We start from the raw sequence: 18780 nt of genomic DNA on the forward strand, positions 1-18780 counted from the left end.
TATGCAGTACGGAGATAAGGACAGTCTCAAAGATCATAAAGAAAAATGTTGTTTAGTGCTTGGTGAGCTAATAAAAAAAGAAAGAAAAGAAATATTGGAGATTTTGAAACAAACGGAAAGTTGTGACAAGCTTAAAGAGGAAGTAGAGATAAAATTTAAGGCCAACTCACCTAAAAAACCTCCTAGGATTTTTGAGCATGATGATATTTTACTTTTAAAAGAGCCCATTTATGATGAGGTATATGACGCTAAGGTTAGTAACTCATTAGAAGAGTTGAGCGTATCGGAAGAATCCATTTATGCTGAAGTATATGATTTGCATAAAAGATCTACTGAAAATTTATCATTGAAAGATAGTGGTTATTCTAGTATATCAGGAGAACCTATTTATGAAGATGTAGATGATTTCTCAGAGCAAAAAAAGCCCACTAGCTTAAATCATAAAGAGCAACCAGAGCCTATTTATGCTAAAGTAGATTTATCGAAAAAGAGATCAGAAAGACAAGCAAAACATATAAAAGATAATTCTGGGACTTATCATGGATTAGTGAAGGATAAAGTGAATAATTTGCAAGTAAAACTAAATGAGCAAAGTGCTAATAAGCCAGCGAGTCAGCAAATCAAGACCAAGGCTGGCTTTAACGTAAAAGAAATAAGGCAAAATTTTGAGCGTAGAGATTCTGGATACGATTCTGGCTATGATTCAGATACAAAAGTTGAACAAAAATTAGAATTAGGATCTAAAGCTCCTAAATCTGAGATAGGTTCAGTAAGCATTGAACATGGGGTAATAGGAGGCTGTCGATATAAAATCACTACTCTAACTGTGTGATTCAAAATAATTGAATTGACTTTATATGTATAATCGATATAACTCAGTTAGATTCAAGTCGACTCTTTCGTCTAGTGGTTAGGACACCACCCTTTCACGGTGGTAACACGGGTTCAAATCCCGTAAGAGTCACTCAAACAGAATGCAAATAACTAAAGTTTTGAATGAAAAAAATTAGGCTTTATGTTGAAGAAGCTTTATCACAAAATGTAAGTTTGGCGCTTCATCCACGACAAAGTCACTATATTTACAATGTAATGCGGCTTAAGAAGCATGATAACATCTATCTTTTTAATGGAAAGGATGGAGAATGGTTAGGAGAAGTAGTGAATATATCAAGTAAATCGATAAAAATTATAATAAAAGAACGCACTAAACAACAACAACATGAAAAAAATCTATATTTGTATTGTGCTCTGGTAAAAAGCGGCGCCTTAAGCAACATAGTAAGACAAGCAACTGAAATGGGAGTAACCTGCATTCAATTTATTTCAACAGAACGTACAGTAGTAAAAAACATTAACCTAAGTAGAGCGAAATTACAGGCAATTGAAGCTGCGGAACAATCCGGTAGGACAAGTATACCACAGATTTTTCTTCCTATTAATTTTTGTGAATTATCCGATTCCCAGAATAAAAATTTTGTTTTGTGTGATGAAACAGGTGAAGGACAACCTCCTAATAAAGTTCTAAAAGGCAAGAAAAACGTTGCTATTATTGTTGGCCCCGAAGGTGGTTTTTCATCTTGCGAACTTGATTCTGCCAATAAATTTTGTCAGAAACTGAGTCTAGGAAAAAGAATTTTGAGAGTTGATACTGCTGTAGTTGCTGCATTAACCTTCACCAATTGGTATAGCTAGATTTTTTAATATGGCTAGTGCAACTTGACACTCTATATAAAGAAATCTGCATTATATTTTTCCTAAAAGAAATAAATGAAACTTGCATTTTTCCGAACTATCGATACTCTTAGTAAAGAAGTCGGGGCGTAGCGCAGCCTGGTAGCGCATTTGGTTTGGGACCAAAGGGTCGGGAGTTCAAATCTCTCCGCCCCGAGATTAGAAAAATTACAAGAGCACTGTAACCTAAGAGCAATTTTTATCAGCAAGTAAATGATTGACAGCAGAATGAAGCTTTTTTCATATAAATCACTGCATATCATATTCTATCGCTCAAGTTTATAAAATAATTGACAATGTTAATTTTCTAATTTATAAATGGATTTTGAAGTGATTACCGAAGGAGGTATAGAGTTTGATTGAAGTATCAGTCCATTATGGTGATGTAGATAGAGCTCTTCCAGTGTTGAGAAAAATAATTCAAAAGGAAGGAAGAGGGCTCAAAATGAAAAAAAAATATCACGAAAAGAAATCAGAGAAAACAGCTAAAAAAAAAGCTGAAGCAAGGAAAAAGAGGTATCAGCAAGAATGCAGAAGACAGCGTTATGGTTGGTAGTTTTTACTAAGGTTAATAATTAGTTATCTTATGAATATTCATGAATATCAAGCAAAGGAAATTTTACACAAGTTTAATGTCCCGGTACCAAAGGGTTTTGTTGCTACATCTGCAGAAGGAGTAGAAACTCAAATAAATCAACTAAAATCTGACGTGTTTGTGGTTAAAGCTCAGATTCATGCAGGTGGTAGGGGTAAGGCTGGTGGTGTAAAGCTAGCAAAGTCAGTTGAAGAAGCTCAACAGTTTGTAAAGAACATGCTCGGCATAACTTTAGTTACTCATCAAACAGGGCCTAGTGGACAGCAGGTAAGAAGAGTATACATTGAGGAAGGTTCAAGCATTAAAAAAGAGTACTATTTGAGTCTAGTAGTTGATCCAAAGCTCAGTAGGTTAGTATTTATATTTTCCTCAGAAGGTGGTATGGATATTGAAGAGGTAGCAAAAAATTCTCCTACAAAAATTGTGAAATTTGATATTGACCCTGCTACTGGTTTTACAAATCTTGATAACAGTAAACTTGCCAATAATTTTAATTTGAATTCAGAACAAATAGAAAGAATAACAAATATTGCAAAAAATATATATGATGCGTTTATTACAACTGATGCAAGCCAAATAGAAATTAACCCACTAGTTGAAACAAATTCTGGGGATTTTGTTGCACTTGATGCTAAAATTAATTTTGATGACAACGCTTTATATCGTCATCCAGAAATCGTGCAGCTTCGTGATTATGATGAAGAAGTTAAAGAAGAGATAGAAGCTTCAAAACATGGACTTAGTTACATCAAAATGGATGGCAATATTGGTTGCATGGTGAACGGTGCAGGTCTTGCTATGGCAACAATGGATATAATAAAGTACTATGGAGCAGAGCCTGCTAACTTTTTGGATGTTGGTGGTGGAGCGAGTAAAGAAACTGTAACTGAAGCATTTAAAATCATATTGTCTGATAGCAACGTAAAAGGAATTCTGGTTAACATATTTGGTGGTATAATGCGTTGCGATATTATCGCAAGTGGAATTGTTGCGGCTGCAAAAGAAATGAGCATTAAAGTTCCTCTAGTGGTTAGATTATCAGGTACTAATTTTGAAGAAGGAAAAAAAATCTTAGAAGAGTCAGGATTAAATATTATTGCTGCAGATGAACTGGGTGATGCTGCGCAAAAGATAGTAAAAGAGGTAAAATAAAGCATGTCCGTTTTAGTAAACAAAGATACAAGATTAATATGCCAGGGTTTTACTGGTGCACAAGGCACATTTCATTCAGAGCAAGCAATTGATTACGGAACGAAAATGGTGGGAGGTGTAACTCCTGGAAAGGGTGGTAGCACTCACCTTAATTTACCGGTTTTTAATACTGTAGCAGAAGCCAAAGAAAAAACCTGTGCAAATGCTACAGTTATATATGTACCTGCTAAATTTGCTGCTGCTGCAATACTTGAAGCAATAGATGCAAAAATAGAATTGATAATTTGTATTACAGAGGGCATTCCTATACTTGACATGGTAAAGGTAAAGCATGCTCTCGCTGGTTCAAACAGTCGATTGATTGGCCCAAACTGTCCAGGGGTTATTACACCTGAAGAATGCAAAATAGGAATTATGCCAGGACATATTCACAAACGTGGACATATAGGAATTATGTCTCGCTCTGGAACTTTAACTTATGAAGCGGTAGCACAAACAACTGCTGTTGGTCTTGGTCAATCCACGTGTATCGGAATTGGGGGGGATCCAGTTCATGGTATGACATTTGTTGACTGTATGGAGCTCTTTTTAAAAGATGACGATACTCATGGTATTGTAGTTATTGGTGAAATAGGTGGAAACGAAGAAGAAGATGTATCACATTTTGTGAAAACAGAAAAAACTAAAAAGCCAATCGTTGGTTTTGTAGCAGGCCAAACGGCACCTCCAGGAAGACGTATGGGACACGCTGGAGCAATCATCTCTTCCAGCGGTGGAAGTGCTGGTGCAAAGTTAGAGGTTATGCGCAGTGCTGGGATTGCGATTGCAGAAACCCCTGCTGTGATTGGTAAAAAGGTGTTAGAAGTAATGAGTGTCAGTGCCTAGCCTAGGTCATAAAAACCCTATATCCCCAGTCATCAGTATATTTTTTGACCACTCAATCAGTAAATGACCTCCTGGTAAATGTACTGAAGTTTGTTTAGTAGCCAAACACTTACGAAGTATAGATGCAACAAATGCTGCACAAGCCGCACTACCACATGAAGCAGTAATACCTGTTCCTCTTTCCCAAACTCTTAAGTTTATTTCTCCAGATTTTTCTATTTGTGCAATACTAACATTTGTTTTCTGAGGAAATAATTCGTGATTTTCTAGCTTTGGTCCTAAATTCTGCAATGGTATTTCGCTTATGTTATCAACAAAAAAAACTATATGAGGGTTACCAATATTTACTGCAACTGGCTCTTTCAGCATTTCAAGCTCTATAGGTAGATAAAGGGGATCGCATTCACAAGAAAGAGGAATTTCATTCCATTTAAGCAGTGGTTTACCCATATTGACCTTTATTGATTTATCACCTACTTTAAAACATTCTAAGATACGATTATTTATCAGCTCAATAGTGATATATTCAGTACCTTTTTCTAACATTATCAAATACCCAACACAGCGTGCTGCGTTTCCACACATTTCAGCTCGACTACCGTCAGCATTGTAGATATGCATAAAGCAGTTTGCAGCATTAGACATTGTTATAATTATCACTTGATCACAACTGCCTTGATCAGCAATTTGTCTATAATTCCAGTCTAAATTATTTGCTGAACGTGAGTCTATGATAACAAAACTATTGCCAGTACCATGCATCTTTACAAACGGGATCTTGTCTGTTAGGTTACTTACCATTATAGCAAAATTATATAAGTGAAAATTTTTCTTCTAATTACAGCTGTTTTGTATTCTATAGTTTTCTGTAATGTGAGTGCTAAGTCAATACCGGAGAACAGCAAAATGCTCTTTTGGCAAACTGGAGTTAGAAAGGGAGCAAATGTTTTCAATAGAAAAGTTGATAGTGACTTAATCAAAGCAGCAAAGGAATACAAAATTGGTTTTATTCGTCTTGCTCCTGACAAATTTGAAACTACGCAACGTGACTTCCTCTTAGGTAATGCAGACAGTTATCAGGGCCTAATTCCCAAAGACCTGAAAGTTCTGAAAGATGTTTTAGATGCTTTTCATCAACAAAAAATACCAGTAGTGTTAACGATGCTTAGCTTACCTGGATCTAGATGGAAGCAAAATAATAACGATAAAGATGATTTACGTTTATGGTCAGATCAAGCTTTTCAAAAACAAGCAGCAAAATTTTGGCAAGATCTTGCGAAAGAGCTTAAAGATCATCCTGCTATTGTTGGATATAATATCTTAAATGAACCACATCCAGAAAGGCTTTATAATACTGCAGATTCGGCTATTTATAACGTAGAACAAAGCAAAGTTCAGAAGAATCTATTTGGCTTTTATAGCAGCGTGGTAAACAGTGTCCGCCAAGTTGACTCAGAGACCCCAATAATACTTGATAGCAGCAGTTATGCTGACTCTAATACTTTTGATAAATTCAAACCAGTTGATGATTCTAATATTCTTTATTCTTTTCACATGTATGAGCCCTTTGCTTATACAAATTTAAAATTAAACCAGGATAACTTTGCCTACCCTGGACATGTTCAATCTTTTGATGGAAAAAAAGTAGAGTATTGGAATAAAGATAAGTTAAAATTATATATAGAACCTGTAAAAATTTTCCAAGAGAAGTATAATATACCAGATTATCAGATCCTTGCTGGAGAGTTTGGCGGACATCGCTGTTCAAAAGGATTAGAGCACTATTTTCGAGATCTTACTTCTATTTTTAATGAATATAATTGGCACTTTGCTGTTTATGGCTTTCGAGAAGATATGTGGGATGGAATGGATTATGAATTGGGAAGTAAAAAGCTTTCATGGAAAGATTGGCAAGCAATTGAAGAGGGTAGGATGAAAAAAAATTATTTGCCAGATAATCCAATTTTTAAGATATTAAAAAAAGAATGGTCAAGTCAGCTCGCTGGCCATTCGTCATAAAAAAATATTTCTTCTATTGGCTTTCTGTTCTTTTCTTTAACTTCGGCACCTTCTTCCTCGTAACCAACCGCTATCACTGACATTACATTAAAATCATCAGGTACATTAAACTTCTCTATTATTTTGTCTTTGTCAAATCCGCCCATCTGATGAGCCATTAAGCCTATAGCTGTAGCCTGTAGCATAAGTGCGTAATTTGCTGCACCAGTATCATGCTTAGCCCAAAAATTTCCCCCTTTGTCTGGCTTTCGGAAGTTTTTAGCACTTAAAGATATGATTAACACTTGTGCATCTTTTGCCCACTTTTGATTAGATTCATCAAGGCAATCGAACAATTTTTTCCATGCGCTTTGATTGTTCTGTTTGTTGCATATCACATATCGCCAAGGTTCATCACCAAAACACGAGGGTGTTAGCCTTACAGCTTCTATTAAAATATCCATTTCTTTTTGAGATATTGCTTTTGTAGGATCGTATGAACGTCCACTGTGTCTTGCTTTCATCAACGATAATAGATCTTGTTTACTCATCATTTTTAAATAGTGCATAAATAATTCATTGTAGCGCAATATGAGCAAAATTTAAATTGCAAAACCTCTTATACACATATATTACATTTAGTAAGTTATTTCTATTGGGAAGATATGTTTATAACACAATCAAGCAGTAGGTCAACACTGGTTGAAATATTGTCTTGCGTTTTACTTTTATTCTTGATGGCTCAAATAAGCGTACCGTTGCAGCCTGTGCCTATCACATTGCAAACTTTAGGAGTAATGCTCATTGGGCTTAAATTTAACCGCAGAACAGCATTCTATTCTGTGCTTACATATCTATCACTTGGTGCAGCAGGATTTCCTGTTTTTGCGAATTTTTCTAGTGGTTATCACATTTTTCTTGGACCAACAGGTGGATATTTAATTGGCTGTTTAGCTGCTGTTATGGTAATGAACAAAGTAAATGAATTACTGAACTCTAAATATAAATCATTTGTGTGTAATTCTTTAAGTTGTCTGGCCGGTACAGCTGTAATCTTTATTTGTGGTGTTAGTTGGCTTTCTGTTTACTTTGGTCTGGAACGAGCAATAATGGTAGGTGTTTTACCATTTATCCTTCCTGGTTTGGTAAAAATTTTTCTACTTGTAGCAGCTTTGCAATATTTGAAAAAATGATAAAATTTCGTCCTCATCATTTCATGTGCACTCTTGCATTTCAAGGATATGGGTATTCTCAGGGTTTTGTAGAAAATTACAAAAAGATAGCAAGTAAAGTAATTAATGATCCTAATACTAAAATCGAAGTAGTTGATAATCTTGACACTATTTGCAGTGTTTGCCCAAACCAGACTAAACAAGGTAAATGTACCACACAAGCTAAAGTTTTAGAGCTAGATAGAAGGCATATGGAAATTTTAGGAATGAAAATAGGAGAGATTTTAACCTGGAATGAAGCAGTAAAAAGAATTAGAAAGAAAATGTCTTTAGAGAAATTTGACTACGCATGTGAGGAGTGTAATTGGCAACCATATGGAATGTGTAGAAGTGCTCTTTTAACTCATTCTAAATAGTATCTGCCAATTAATAATATCTTTATTATTATATTAGATAAGTAATGTAGCATTTATGAATTTGTAATGTGTTGCGTATAGTTCAAAGAAATAAGATTTACTGGTTACGCGCTGCAGCCAATGCCACAACACTAGGATCTATGTTTGTCTGCATGTTAATTTGCGTTGTGATTTTATGGAGGTCTTCTGTTACCTATGCTAGTGAAAATTTGGAGATACAGAAGGTCTTTGATAGTGTTGTCAAGCATATAAAAGCTGATAAAAAATATAAAGATCTTGATGTTATCGAGAGAAAAAGTGACAAATTTAATATCAAAATTTCGCAGAATTCTGGCAAGAATTTTGACATATACTCTATTTTAAAAAAAGCAAAAGATTCCTTTGAGTTAGGAGATAGTGAAACAGCTACTTCTCTCCTCAATCAGATTATCGCAAAATTTCCTTATCATGAAAGTGCTTTAATTGGACTAGGGAATATCTATTACGCTAACAAAGAATTTAAAAAAGCTGTAGAGATTTACACAAGACTGTTAAAAGAATATCCTAGCAACCCTTATGTATTAAAGAACTTTCTGACGATAATCTCACAATATGATCCTAATTTAGCATTGAGTGAAATGTTGAAATTGTATGATACACTCAGAAATAGCGCCCCTTTATCAGCAAATTTAGGTTTGATCTATATGAAAAAAGGGGATTACGTAAAAGCTAAAGAATATATGAAAGCAGCAATTTCTTTAGATCAAAACAATATTTTTTATACCTATAATTTAGCTGTTATTCTAGATAAGCTCTCAGATTTTAAAAATGCCACAGCATGTTATTCAAAGTTGTTGAACATGTCAAAAAATGCAAGTGAAAGAATACCTTTATACAAGGTAGCAGCAAGACTAAAATTTATACAACTCCATAGTGCGCACCCAGCGATTCCATAAGAGTTGCTTGTATCGCTATTTTTGTTTACAACAACAACATTGAACTATAGAATTATATCTAGAGGGGCAATTAGCTCAGCTGGTAGAGCATCTCGTTTACACCGAGGAGGTCGGCAGTTCAAGTCTGTCATTGCCCATTAGCCTAGTTGAATATTAATATTACAATTATTTCAATCAAAGTATAGAAAATGCAAGACAACATAGTACCAGTTTCAATAGTGAAAGAGCTAGAAGATTCTTATCTCTCCTATGCAATGAGTGTGATCATAAGTCGAGCTATACCTGATGTGCGAGATGGATTTAAACCTGTTCATAGGCGCATATTATACGCAATGTCGAGGGCTGGGTTCGATGCCGGTAAACCGTATAAAAAAGCAGCTCGTATAGTCGGGGATGTAATGGGAAAATATCACCCACATGGTGATGCAGCCATTTACGATTCTTTGGTCAGGATGGCTCAAGATTTTTCTCTTCTTTTACCGCTTATCGATGGGCAAGGTAACTTTGGTTCAATAGATGGAGATCCACCAGCTTCAATGCGATATACAGAAGCAAGGCTCCACAGAGTATCGCATTTTTTACTGAATGATATTGATGAAGATACAGTTGACTTCAGATCAAACTACGATGGAAATGAAACAGAGCCTGTTGTACTGCCTGCAGAATTTCCGAATCTATTGGTAAATGGTGCAAGCGGTGTTGCAGTTGGTATGGCAACCAATATTCCTTCTCACAACCTTGGAGAAATAATAGATGCTTGTATGTTATATATAGATAATCCTGAAGTTACTTTGGATGAGTTACTTGAAGTGATGCCAGGACCGGATTTCCCAACTGGAGGAACGATTCTTGGAAGGTCTGGAATAAGATCAGCATTTGCAACGGGTCGTGGATCAATTGTTGTGCAAGGCAAGACTCACATGGAAGACCTGCCACAAGATAGGCAAGCAATAGTGATTGATGAAATACCTTACCAGGTAAATAAAGTAAAATTAATTGAGAAGATAGGTGAGCTTGTAAAAGAAAAAAGAATTGATGGCATAACAGAAATTAGGGATGAGTCTGATAAGTCTGGTATTAGAGTAGTAATTGACCTCAGAAGAAATGCTGAAGCAAGTTTTATACTTAATCAAATATTGGGACTAACTCCACTAAGAAGTAGTTTTAGTGTTAATACTTTAGTCCTCAACAATAACAGGCCTGCTTTGATGTCATTGAAAGAAATCATAGCTGCTTTCATTGATTTTAGAAAAGAAGTATTAATCAGGAGAACAGAATTTCGTTTAAGAAAAACGAGGGAAAAAGCTCATATATACATAGGGCTCTACATTGCGGTCTTCAGCATAGATGAAGTGATAAAAATCATCCGTGGTGCAAAAGATCCTGAAGAAGCAAGTAGAGAGCTTTTAAACAAGAAATGGAAAACCTCAGCTGAAATAAACACGATTATTGAACTAATCTCAGACAGTGTGAGCTTTTTGAAAGATGGAGTATATAGATTAACTGAGCTGCAAACAAAAGCTATTCTTGACATGAAATTGCAACGTTTAACAGGCCTTGAAAAAAGCAAATTAGAAAATGAGTTAAATTCAATGCTTAGCCTGATAAAAGAATATATCTCTTTTCTTGGCTCAGAAGAGAAATTGATGCAAGAAATAAAAAACAATTTACAAGAAATAAAGAATAGATTTGCCGTACCTCGAAGAACTTCAATAGAAGAATCAGACATGGACATTGAAGCTGAAGATCTAATTCCACAAGAAGATATGGTAGTGACCGTAACTATGAATGGTTACATCAAACGTGTGAAGCTCTCTCACTATAGAACCCAGCATCGTGGTGGAAAAGGAAAGCTAGGACAGGGGTTAAAAGAGGAGGACGTAATCACAAAATTATTTGTTGGAAATACTCATACTAGCCTTTTATTCTTTTCTAATACTGGTCGAGTTTACAGATTAAAGGTTTATAAACTGCCTCTTGCAGAGCCAACTGCACGTGGAAGAGCGCTTGTTAATATATTCCCGCTTAGCGATGGTGAAACTATAACTAACATCATGCCGCTTCCAAGTGAGAATGACGAAAATCAAAATATAGTTTTTGTTACTGCTCATGGGAACATAAGGCGTAACTCCTTAGCAGATTTTCACTATATTCCAAGCAATGGAAAAATAGCAATAAAGCTCGACGAAGGGGATAGGTTAATATCAGTTAAAGTATGTAGCGAAATTGATCATGTTCTACTTTCAACAACACTTGGAAAAAGCATCAGATTTGTTGTAAGTGATGTGCGTCAATTTAAAAGTCGCAATTCAGATGGCGTAAGAGGTATCAAACTTGCAAAGAATGACAGCGTGATATCTATGACCATATTAAATGGGATAGGTGTAGCAACAGAAACAAAAGAACTTTACTTAAAAGTTCCACTTGCAAAAAGACTGGGGACTGCAATTAATAACTTCATTGATTCTAAATTGGAAAAGACTTTGAATGATTTAGGAATAGATAACAAACTGTTCTTAAAACTTGCAATGAATGAGGAGTTCATATTAACTATTACTGAAAATGGCTTTGGTAAAAGAACTTCTGCGTACGAGTATAGGGTAACAAATAGAGGTGGTGTTGGTATTACAAATATCCTGACTACCGACAGAAACGGTAATGTTGTTGCTAGCTTTCCAGTTGAACAGGGTGATAATATCATGCTTATTACAGATAAAGGAAAGTTAATTCGTATTTCAGTAAATGATATCAGAATTGCAGGACGTAGCACTCAAGGAGTCACTCTGTTTAAAACAGAGAGTAGAGAAAAGGTGGTGTCAGTAGCGAAAATTGAGGATCCCGATTCCACTGAAGATAGTATTTCCGAAATTGACAACTCTGTTTCTTCTTAACTGTATAGCAAAGGTTAAACAAATAGTGCAAATTTCTATTGATTAATCTATAATATTTAAATTAAAATATATGTCTATGTTCAAGTAGAGATTGATGGATAAGAAGTTAACTAAAAATAAAAAATCATTGACGAATGAGAAGAATAAAAAAACATCTCTTGTTAAAGATTTTGCCAAAAATAAGAGTAGAAGAGATTTTATCACATTAACTACGTGTGCCATGGCAGGTATAGGAGCTGCAAGCGGTCTTTGGCCATTGGTTAAGTCTATGAATCCTTCTGCTGAGGTTTTAGCGATGTCTACGGTTGAAGTTAATCTATCTGATATTCAAGAAGGACAAGGAAAAAAGGTAAAATGGCAAGGTAAGCCAGTATTTATCCGCAAGCGCACAAAACAAGAGATTGAGGCTGCAAGAGCCATAAATGCAGAAAATTTGAGAGATCCTGAATCAGATGAAAAAAGAGTATACAAAGGAAAAGATGAATGGTTAATTATGATTGGAATATGCACCCATCTTGGATGTGTACCAGTTGATCACGCTACAAAAGACGGCAACGGTTGGTTCTGCCCTTGTCACGGTTCATATTATGACACATCAGGCCGAGTAATTGGCGGTCCTGCACCAAAGAACATGGCTATACCTGACTACTTTTTTCCAAGTGAAAATATTGTAGTAATTGGCAAGAAGGCTTAACGGATTTTCATAATTAAAGTAATAAAAGTATATTGCATTTCAAGAAGCACACTGACTTCATAGGCAAAGCTCTTGAAGTCTATCAAGCTAATTTTATACTATGCACATATTCGGGTGATAATTAAGAAACTTGCCTGCCAAATTTTCAGAGTTGACAGCTAAATTTAAAACTTGTTCCTTTGCGTCAGAAAAATTCTGACTAACTTGCTTAAAGTTATTTTCTAACTCTTCGAGGATGGAGCTGAAATTAAAAAAACTTTTCTGCATTTTATCAAGATTTTGAGTTATATAGCTTAATACATAAAGATAGAGACAAGATACTGTCTTGCTAGTCAACAAAAAAATTACTCAAGCTGTATCATAAAATCAAAAAATACTTCTGATTGTGTAACAGTACACAGATTACAGTTAGTGAATATGTTGAATGGATTGGAAGCATTTTTTGATTTTAAACTACAGTCAACATCCTAGTTCTGTAATTCTTGATATGATTTGGATCAAAAGCACTTTTGGATGTCAGGATACCGAAAATGATATGGAGTAGCTTACGCATTGCAGCTCCCACAATTGCCATATTATGCTTACCCTTCTTCTTTAGTCTTTGGCAAAAACTCACAATGATAGGATTGTGATTCTTGGCTACTATGGCAGGAAAGAAAAGGGCCTTACGTAATGTTTGTGAACCTGATTTACTTAATCTTGGTTTAGAATGTACAGATGAACCTGATGTTATATTTTTCGGTATAACTCCTGTATATGCTGCCAATTGTCTGGCATCTCTAAAAGCTTTTATGTCAGGGATTTCAGCTAAAATAGCTACTGCTGATTCCTCTCCTATGCCTGGAATAGTCAGTAGAAGTTGAAAATTTTCCAACAACTCTTTGTGTTGCTTTAATAGTTCACGTACGGAGTTTTTTATTGTTTCTATTTTTTGAGCTATATTCATTGCAAGGTCTTCCCAAGCATTTGCAACTTCTTTAGGCAGTCTCTCTTTTTTTTCTAGGTGGTTATTTACTAATGCTAATTCATCTTTTAACGCAACTGAGCAACGATAAAGATGTTTTAATTTTTTCATTTCAGAAGAAGGTGGTGTCCAACGAGTTGGTTCCTGTCTTTGGCAATAATCAGCAATAATTTCTGCATCAGTCTGATCATTCTTTTGTCTTACGAGTTTACTCCTTGTATAAGATTTAATACAATAAGGATTTACAACACTAACAAAATGTCCAGCATTGTGCAGAAATTCAGCCAAAGCTTCGCTATAACAACCAGTAGCCTCCATGCATGACTTTACTTCTTCCACATTATGCTTTTGTAGAAAACTCAGCAGACCTTGAAACCCAAGATCATCGTTCTTAAAGCTTCTTTTCCTAGTTTCACGCTTTTCTTTTTTACTTATGAATGAAAGAAAAACATCAAAGCGATCTTTTGATACATCAATTCCAAGAAAGTTGTTGATCATATATAACCCCATACGTTACCATTTAAAACGAAAAGTAAGGCTAACCTTGTGGATACAGAATTAGAGCCATTTAGGTCTTTCTACGATACCGTCCAGCCTATACTTTTGAGGAGGGAACTCTTATCTTTCTTACAGATTTTATATCTAAGAGGGGAAACAGAGTTCTTCCCTCCTCCACCTAATGCTTAAGCTTAAAACATTAGATGCTTTTTACAAGATACAAGAGGGGTAGAGGATATTCTGATTGCATGTGTTGATGGTCTAAAAAGTTTTCCTGCGGCTATAAATAGTGTATTTCCCAAAGCAGAAGTACAAATATGTATAGTGCATCAGATAAGAAATTCATTGAAATATGTATCCAGCAAAGATGTGAAAATTTTCATGAATGATTTGAAAAAAATATATCGTGCTTCAAGTAAAGAAATCGCTGAAAATTATTTGCTTGAGCTGGAAGAAAAATGGGGTGAAAAATATCCTTTGGTCATAAAATCGTGGCAAAACAATTGGGAAAATTTGTCTGGTTATTTTAAGTATTCTGGCCCTGTTAGAAGGCTAATTTATACCACCAATCCAATTGAGGGGTTGCATAGACGAATCAGGAAATTCATTAAAACCAAGGGCTCATTTACCAGTACAAATGCCTTGTATAAGTTGGTATATTGTGCTATAAAAAAAGTGGAGCAAAAGTGGATTATGGCTCTCCCTAATTGGGCTTTAACTATGTCTCAACTTGACATCTTCTTTCCCAACAGATTGAAAATTGAGTTGAACTAAAAATGCGGCTTGACACACTTTTTTGAACATTCCCGATTAAGTCTAAACTATTACAGATAAATTAATCTTTTCTTCATCATTTATTTTAACAGTTACAAGCTTATTTTTACCATCACAAAAAGCACCTCCCGGCTCTAAATTAAAACGCATCTTCATCCCCCTTATTTTTATATCTACAATGTACAGCAACTATCATAATCCCCGACCATAAGCTCTTGCATTTACTCTGAGTAATTGATTTTTATTCACCCCCTCTAGAAAGCTAGATGGATTTTCCATTGTACACTCTGACTGTTTAATAGTCTTACCTGACTCTTTAAAAACACTACTATTTCTTTCGAAATATCCATTTTCTATAGCTGTCAAAACACTTTTTCCCCCTAACAGACAACTCTGCCCTAAACTTGATTTATTCTCTAACTTGTTAAATCTTACTTCATCGACAAGCCTCACCTCTATTTTATTACTATCTTTCTCATTAGGACATAGATGAATACTGATCTCTCCTACTTCAGTGGTAAAAGACATTTCAATGATATCTCCTGAGATGTCTGTATAATTTCTCCTTCCTTCTATGTTTTCAACTCTAATTATACTTTTTCCAACTTGAACTATACCAATATTTAGATTTAAATCTTTAGCTTTTTGATTATTGAATATCTTTGCAACTTCAATAGTACTATTTTGTGGGTAATCTATACAAAAATATCCATTATCTATTTCTAGTTCAAAGTCATGTTTATCAATTTGCTCACTTTTACTTATAATACTTTCAAGTGCTAACTCCTTCAGCTTTGAAAGGTTTGCTTTTCGCTGACCTAAGGTATCTTTATCTGAACAAATTACGTTTACTACATCTCCATGCTCTTCATCGCTAAATCTGTTTAAAGATGCACCTTCTGATATTATCTGAAATATTTTTTTCTTGTGTAAAAACTCATAAATTCGAGTAGTGTCAGCAGATAAATATAGCTTTGGGAATGTGTCAGCTATACGATCTATCAAGGACATATCAGATTTATATGGAAAAGTGAACATTATTCCTTGTTTCAGTGCTTCGTTTATAACTTTATCAAGTTCTTTTTCGCACTCCTCATAATCTTCTTCGCTACCAGAGTAACCTAAAATGTCCAGATAATCATGGATCTTATTTATTTTTTGCCAAATACTTTCATACTTTTCTTCTTCTCTTGTATTCGGTTTTACTTTCGCTAAAGAAAAAGAATCTTTTTGACGAATTAAAACAAAAGTATCTTTTTCTTTATGAATTATGGCTTCATCATAGAATAGTTGACTGTAACGCCTACCAAAACTTTCATCATAATCAGGGCAAGGGCTAACATTGTCACTTTCACTATCCGTTTCGTTCCATACTTCAATTGGGAAATCATTATTTTCAAGGTTTTCATCTTCACTTGTTCGGCAATTTTCTGTTTTTCCATATAGCCAGGTTGATTTCTGGTCATCGCTACTTTCATCGTCAGCTTCATTCCATACTCCAATCTCGAAATCAGTATTTTCAAGGTTTTTATCTTCACTTGTTCGATAATTTTCTGCTTCTCTATCTGGTAAGGTTGATTCTTGGTCATTATTATCAATAATATGTTTAATTTTCACTTCAGGTACAAACTGAAGCTTTGCTATTTCTTCTCTTACGTTTTCTTTGTTTATTTCATCTGCAAGAGACACTTCATTACTAATATAGAAATTTTTCTGTTTTAAACTTTCGTTTTCCTTCTGCAGTCTATTGAATTCTGCAAATAGTTCTTTATACTCTGATAAATAAATACAAAATTGATCTCTTACATCATTAAGCTCCTTCTCTTTTTCTAATATCTGATTTTCATAATCACCTTTCAAATCCTCTATACTGTTTATCAGCACTGTACTTTCTTTTCTTACTCTATTTAACTCATCTTCAGTCAAAACCAGTTTTTGCTGTAATTCTTCATTTATTTTGTCTGTTAACTGAATTTCATTCTTTGCCTCTTTTAATTGATTATTTAAGTTCTTAATTATATCACTTTTGTTCTGAGTTTCTAATAATAATATTTCTACTTTCTGTTTTAGCTGTTCGATGTCTTGATCATTTTCAGTTAAATTTCTCGTCCTTCTTTGTAATTCAACTTCAAGCCTTTTAATTTTCCCTTCTAGGGTTTGCATTTCTCTGGTAAGTTCACTTACTTCTTCGTAATACTCTTCTACTCTTTTCTTATAGTGTTTTTGTAACTCTACATTTTTTTTAAGATCAAAATTTTCTTGTTGTAGATTTTCTATTTTACTTTTCAAACTATCTATTGCTTGATTTTCTTCATTGCTAATCTCAAATACCTCTTCAGGAAAATCTTCAAATTCACAAGATGAATTGCCTTCAAGGTCGTTACTACCAAATAAATTATATTGTACTACCTGCTTTAAACTAAACATACCTATACCCCCCACTAAAATAAACAAGTAATATATTGTATGCGCTATATATTATAAATACAATCAATTTGAATATAATCTATTTACTAATTCGTATTGTGAATTTTTATAGAGTAGGTTTAGGTGTAAAATATTATAATACCATTAAAGCAGGTGAATAAAGCATAGTCTTTTTGAAAGGATAAATTTAATGAAAAGACCATACTAATTAGTGTTATAAGGAATTGAATTATTTACTTTCTCCAAAAAACATAAAAAGATCGTATATTTGTGAGAACAATTTAAGCAAAAGCTGCGTTATGAAAATAGAAGCTTGAAATTTTTGCAACAAAGCCAAGTAAATTGGTTCGCATGTAAATATGGCTGAAGTAGGCTAATATAGCTGCTTTTACTATATAATAAATTGATATAAAGAAAAGTTCGCACGGATCTAGCGGTAGACCAATTGATTCCAAGAAAAACACTTCTCACCGCTCTTAATTTTAAACACTAGAAATGTGTAATTATTTAAGTTATTAATAGTATATATTATTAAATTAGTAAAGATTTATCTAAAATATATAGGAAAGTATGGTAGCTTTATATCTTGAATAGAATAAAAGATTTTTATTGGTATCATTCTTCTTATGAAAAATATTCCTGTCTTCTGCACCTTCTTCTCGGATAAGGTTAGCTCTCAAAATGCTACTTGATTAACAAATTTACTGATATTAGTATATCTCTTTTTGAATTTGCTTCATAAATTCTTCTCATGAGTAGCTATGTGACAAGATCCCTTAACTTATTTTTTGTCGTTATTACAAAAACAACTGTGCAAGATTAGGTTACAACTGTCTTTATAGTTCTTCCTGCTCTAGCTTATATTTTTTGTGCTTGTTGGATATATAAATAAGTCCTCTTCTAACAAGATATTCAGTAAAAGTATTATGAGTAAACTTCTGTTTATCATCTATAATATCATCCACTACTCCAACATACCCATTTCCTTTCTTCATATCTTCTATCAAAGAATTTATTTCTTGTATTTTACTAGGATATAAACACTTTAAAACCTCTTTTCCAAAAACTAAGTATAAAGCCAAAAATTGACGCTGCTTAAAAAAACTATTAAATGATAATCTATCACTTGGTCTTATATTTCTTTCGTGTATACTGGAATATATGTCAAATCTAGTCTTATTCAACCACTATGGATTAAAATCCAAAGATTGAGAGAGAGCATAGAATGCTAACTTTCGACTTGAAAGTCACCAAATTTATCTTCTTTTTTAGAGTGATTTTCAATATAATTTTTTATCATTTCGTCAGTTACATTTCCGCTAGTCCTGACAAAGTAGCCTACTGCCCACAACCCAATATCTCTTTTTTAGCTCTGGAAAGTTTTGCTGGATTTTTCTGGAACTTTTTCCTTTTATTAACTGCACTAACTTACTAATACTTAAGTATGGGGGTACAGAAACGTATACGTGTACATGACTTGACGCAACTCTACCTCTGATAATTTCTACTTGATTATTTGCACATACTTCTTGTACAACTTCTTTAGCTTTCTGTCCAATATCTCCAACTAGTACTGGATATCGATATTTTGTTATCCACACTATGTGATATATATACAGAGTGACTGCTTTTTCTATAATATTCCACA

General features: G+C 34.2%; 16 protein-coding genes, 3 tRNA genes and 2 pseudogenes. 15 read left to right on the forward strand and 6 right to left on the reverse strand.

Annotated features, from left to right (window positions below; translation table 11 throughout):
* The first annotated feature begins 1 nt into the window (after window position 1).
* From OPR29_RS04875 to sucD, 7 genes are all read left to right on the forward strand, one after another.
* Window positions 2-832, forward strand: coding sequence for a hypothetical protein (locus OPR29_RS04875; protein WP_007302352.1), 831 nt, complete (start codon window positions 2-4; stop codon window positions 830-832).
* 60 nt (window positions 833-892) lie between these two features.
* Window positions 893-964, forward strand: a tRNA-Glu gene (locus OPR29_RS04880).
* 32 nt (window positions 965-996) lie between these two features.
* Window positions 997-1692 carry a 16S rRNA (uracil(1498)-N(3))-methyltransferase gene (locus tag OPR29_RS04885; RefSeq protein ID WP_265025154.1) on the forward strand — a complete coding sequence of 232 codons (696 nt, stop codon included), beginning with the start codon at window positions 997-999 and terminating at the stop codon, window positions 1690-1692.
* Between the two features lie 122 nt (window positions 1693-1814).
* Window positions 1815-1888 (forward strand) — tRNA-Pro (locus tag OPR29_RS04890).
* A gap of 198 nt (window positions 1889-2086) precedes the next feature.
* Complete coding sequence (rpsU, locus tag OPR29_RS04895) at window positions 2087-2287, forward strand: 30S ribosomal protein S21 (RefSeq protein ID WP_007302350.1); 201 nt, start codon at window positions 2087-2089, stop codon at window positions 2285-2287.
* 30 nt (window positions 2288-2317) lie between these two features.
* Complete coding sequence (gene sucC / locus OPR29_RS04900) at window positions 2318-3478, forward strand: ADP-forming succinate--CoA ligase subunit beta (protein WP_254229962.1); 1161 nt, start codon at window positions 2318-2320, stop codon at window positions 3476-3478.
* A 3-nt stretch (window positions 3479-3481) separates the two neighbouring features.
* Window positions 3482-4363, forward strand: a complete 882-nt coding sequence (gene sucD / locus OPR29_RS04905; protein WP_007302348.1) for a succinate--CoA ligase subunit alpha — start codon at window positions 3482-3484, stop codon at window positions 4361-4363.
* Between the two features lie 6 nt (window positions 4364-4369).
* Here sucD and dapF read toward each other — a convergent pair whose 3' ends face one another.
* Window positions 4370-5164 carry a diaminopimelate epimerase gene (gene dapF, locus OPR29_RS04910; RefSeq protein WP_012481958.1) on the reverse strand — a complete coding sequence of 265 codons (795 nt, stop codon included), beginning with the start codon at window positions 5162-5164 and terminating at the stop codon, window positions 4370-4372.
* Between the two features lie 72 nt (window positions 5165-5236).
* Here dapF and OPR29_RS04915 point away from each other — a divergent pair, with 72 nt between their 5' ends.
* The gene (locus OPR29_RS04915; RefSeq protein WP_265025155.1) at window positions 5237-6382 is read left to right on the forward strand and encodes a glycoside hydrolase family 5 protein; all 1146 of its coding nucleotides are present in this window, start codon (window positions 5237-5239) and stop codon (window positions 6380-6382) included.
* Here the strand turns inward: OPR29_RS04915 and OPR29_RS04920 are convergent.
* Entirely contained in the window at window positions 6358-6930 is a 573-nt protein-coding gene (locus tag OPR29_RS04920; RefSeq protein WP_265025156.1) for a nitroreductase family protein, read from the reverse strand. The genes OPR29_RS04915 and OPR29_RS04920 overlap by 25 nt on opposite strands.
* A 96-nt stretch (window positions 6931-7026) precedes the next feature.
* Here OPR29_RS04920 and OPR29_RS04925 point away from each other — a divergent pair, with 96 nt between their 5' ends.
* The 6 genes from OPR29_RS04925 to petA all read left to right on the forward strand — a co-directional run bounded on the left by OPR29_RS04925 (window position 7027) and on the right by petA (window position 12469).
* Window positions 7027-7554: a biotin transporter BioY gene (locus tag OPR29_RS04925; protein ID WP_264336415.1), complete on the forward strand. Its 528-nt coding sequence runs from the start codon at window positions 7027-7029 to the stop codon at window positions 7552-7554.
* Window positions 7551-7949: a DUF1284 domain-containing protein gene (locus tag OPR29_RS04930; protein WP_007302343.1), complete on the forward strand. Its 399-nt coding sequence runs from the start codon at window positions 7551-7553 to the stop codon at window positions 7947-7949. Before OPR29_RS04925 ends, OPR29_RS04930 begins: the two co-directional genes overlap by 4 nt.
* A gap of 68 nt (window positions 7950-8017) precedes the next feature.
* Complete coding sequence (locus OPR29_RS04935; RefSeq protein WP_010403952.1) at window positions 8018-8884, forward strand: tetratricopeptide repeat protein; 867 nt, start codon at window positions 8018-8020, stop codon at window positions 8882-8884.
* 64 nt (window positions 8885-8948) lie between these two features.
* Window positions 8949-9021, forward strand: a tRNA-Val gene (locus tag OPR29_RS04940).
* A gap of 51 nt (window positions 9022-9072) precedes the next feature.
* Window positions 9073-11775, forward strand: coding sequence for a DNA topoisomerase (ATP-hydrolyzing) subunit A (gene gyrA / locus OPR29_RS04945; protein ID WP_265025157.1), 2703 nt, complete (start codon window positions 9073-9075; stop codon window positions 11773-11775).
* Between the two features lie 94 nt (window positions 11776-11869).
* A complete protein-coding gene (gene petA / locus OPR29_RS04950; RefSeq protein ID WP_006014178.1) occupies window positions 11870-12469 on the forward strand; it encodes a ubiquinol-cytochrome c reductase iron-sulfur subunit in 600 nt (199 codons plus the stop codon).
* A 448-nt stretch (window positions 12470-12917) separates the two neighbouring features.
* On the opposite strand, the gene OPR29_RS04955 is transcribed toward petA, so the two are convergent.
* Window positions 12918-13931 (reverse strand): IS110 family RNA-guided transposase, encoded by a 1014-nt coding sequence (locus OPR29_RS04955; protein ID WP_264376686.1) that lies wholly within the window; start codon window positions 13929-13931, stop codon window positions 12918-12920.
* 222 nt (window positions 13932-14153) lie between these two features.
* On the opposite strand from OPR29_RS04955, the pseudogene OPR29_RS04960 reads away from it, so the two are divergent.
* Window positions 14154-14705 (forward strand): annotated as a pseudogene (locus OPR29_RS04960) (IS256 family transposase); the annotation flags it as partial.
* A gap of 192 nt (window positions 14706-14897) precedes the next feature.
* Here the strand turns inward: OPR29_RS04960 and OPR29_RS04965 are convergent.
* The 3 genes and pseudogenes from OPR29_RS04965 to tnpA form a co-directional block, all read right to left on the reverse strand.
* The gene (locus OPR29_RS04965) at window positions 14898-17132 is read right to left on the reverse strand and encodes a coiled-coil domain-containing protein (RefSeq protein WP_265025158.1); all 2235 of its coding nucleotides are present in this window, start codon (window positions 17130-17132) and stop codon (window positions 14898-14900) included.
* Between the two features lie 836 nt (window positions 17133-17968).
* The gene (locus OPR29_RS04970; protein ID WP_265025159.1) at window positions 17969-18316 is read right to left on the reverse strand and encodes a hypothetical protein; all 348 of its coding nucleotides are present in this window, start codon (window positions 18314-18316) and stop codon (window positions 17969-17971) included.
* Between the two features lie 44 nt (window positions 18317-18360).
* Window positions 18361-18779 (reverse strand): annotated as a pseudogene (gene tnpA, locus OPR29_RS04975) (IS200/IS605 family transposase).
* Between the last annotated feature and the right edge of the window lies 1 nt (window position 18780).

This window comes from Wolbachia endosymbiont (group B) of Pammene fasciana (assembly GCF_947251495.1).
GTDB lineage: Bacteria > Pseudomonadota > Alphaproteobacteria > Rickettsiales > Anaplasmataceae > Wolbachia.

Bases quoted from the DNA above. Each gene is read 5' to 3' on its own strand.
- OPR29_RS04875 (WP_007302352.1), top strand. From the start codon at position 2: ATGCAGTACGGAGATAAGGACAGTCTCAAAGATCATAAAGAAAAATGT.
- OPR29_RS04885 (WP_265025154.1), top strand. From the start codon at position 997: ATGAAAAAAATTAGGCTTTATGTTGAAGAAGCTTTATCACAAAATGTA.
- sucC (WP_254229962.1), top strand. From the start codon at position 2,318: ATGAATATTCATGAATATCAAGCAAAGGAAATTTTACACAAGTTTAAT.
- sucD (WP_007302348.1), top strand. From the start codon at position 3,482: ATGTCCGTTTTAGTAAACAAAGATACAAGATTAATATGCCAGGGTTTT.
- dapF (WP_012481958.1), bottom strand. From the start codon at position 5,164: ATGGTAAGTAACCTAACAGACAAGATCCCGTTTGTAAAGATGCATGGT.
- OPR29_RS04920 (WP_265025156.1), bottom strand. From the start codon at position 6,930: ATGCACTATTTAAAAATGATGAGTAAACAAGATCTATTATCGTTGATG.
- OPR29_RS04925 (WP_264336415.1), top strand. From the start codon at position 7,027: ATGTTTATAACACAATCAAGCAGTAGGTCAACACTGGTTGAAATATTG.
- OPR29_RS04930 (WP_007302343.1), top strand. From the start codon at position 7,551: ATGATAAAATTTCGTCCTCATCATTTCATGTGCACTCTTGCATTTCAA.
- gyrA (WP_265025157.1), top strand. From the start codon at position 9,073: ATGCAAGACAACATAGTACCAGTTTCAATAGTGAAAGAGCTAGAAGAT.
- petA (WP_006014178.1), top strand. From the start codon at position 11,870: ATGGATAAGAAGTTAACTAAAAATAAAAAATCATTGACGAATGAGAAG.
- OPR29_RS04955 (WP_264376686.1), bottom strand. From the start codon at position 13,931: ATGATCAACAACTTTCTTGGAATTGATGTATCAAAAGATCGCTTTGAT.
- OPR29_RS04965 (WP_265025158.1), bottom strand. From the start codon at position 17,132: ATGTTTAGTTTAAAGCAGGTAGTACAATATAATTTATTTGGTAGTAAC.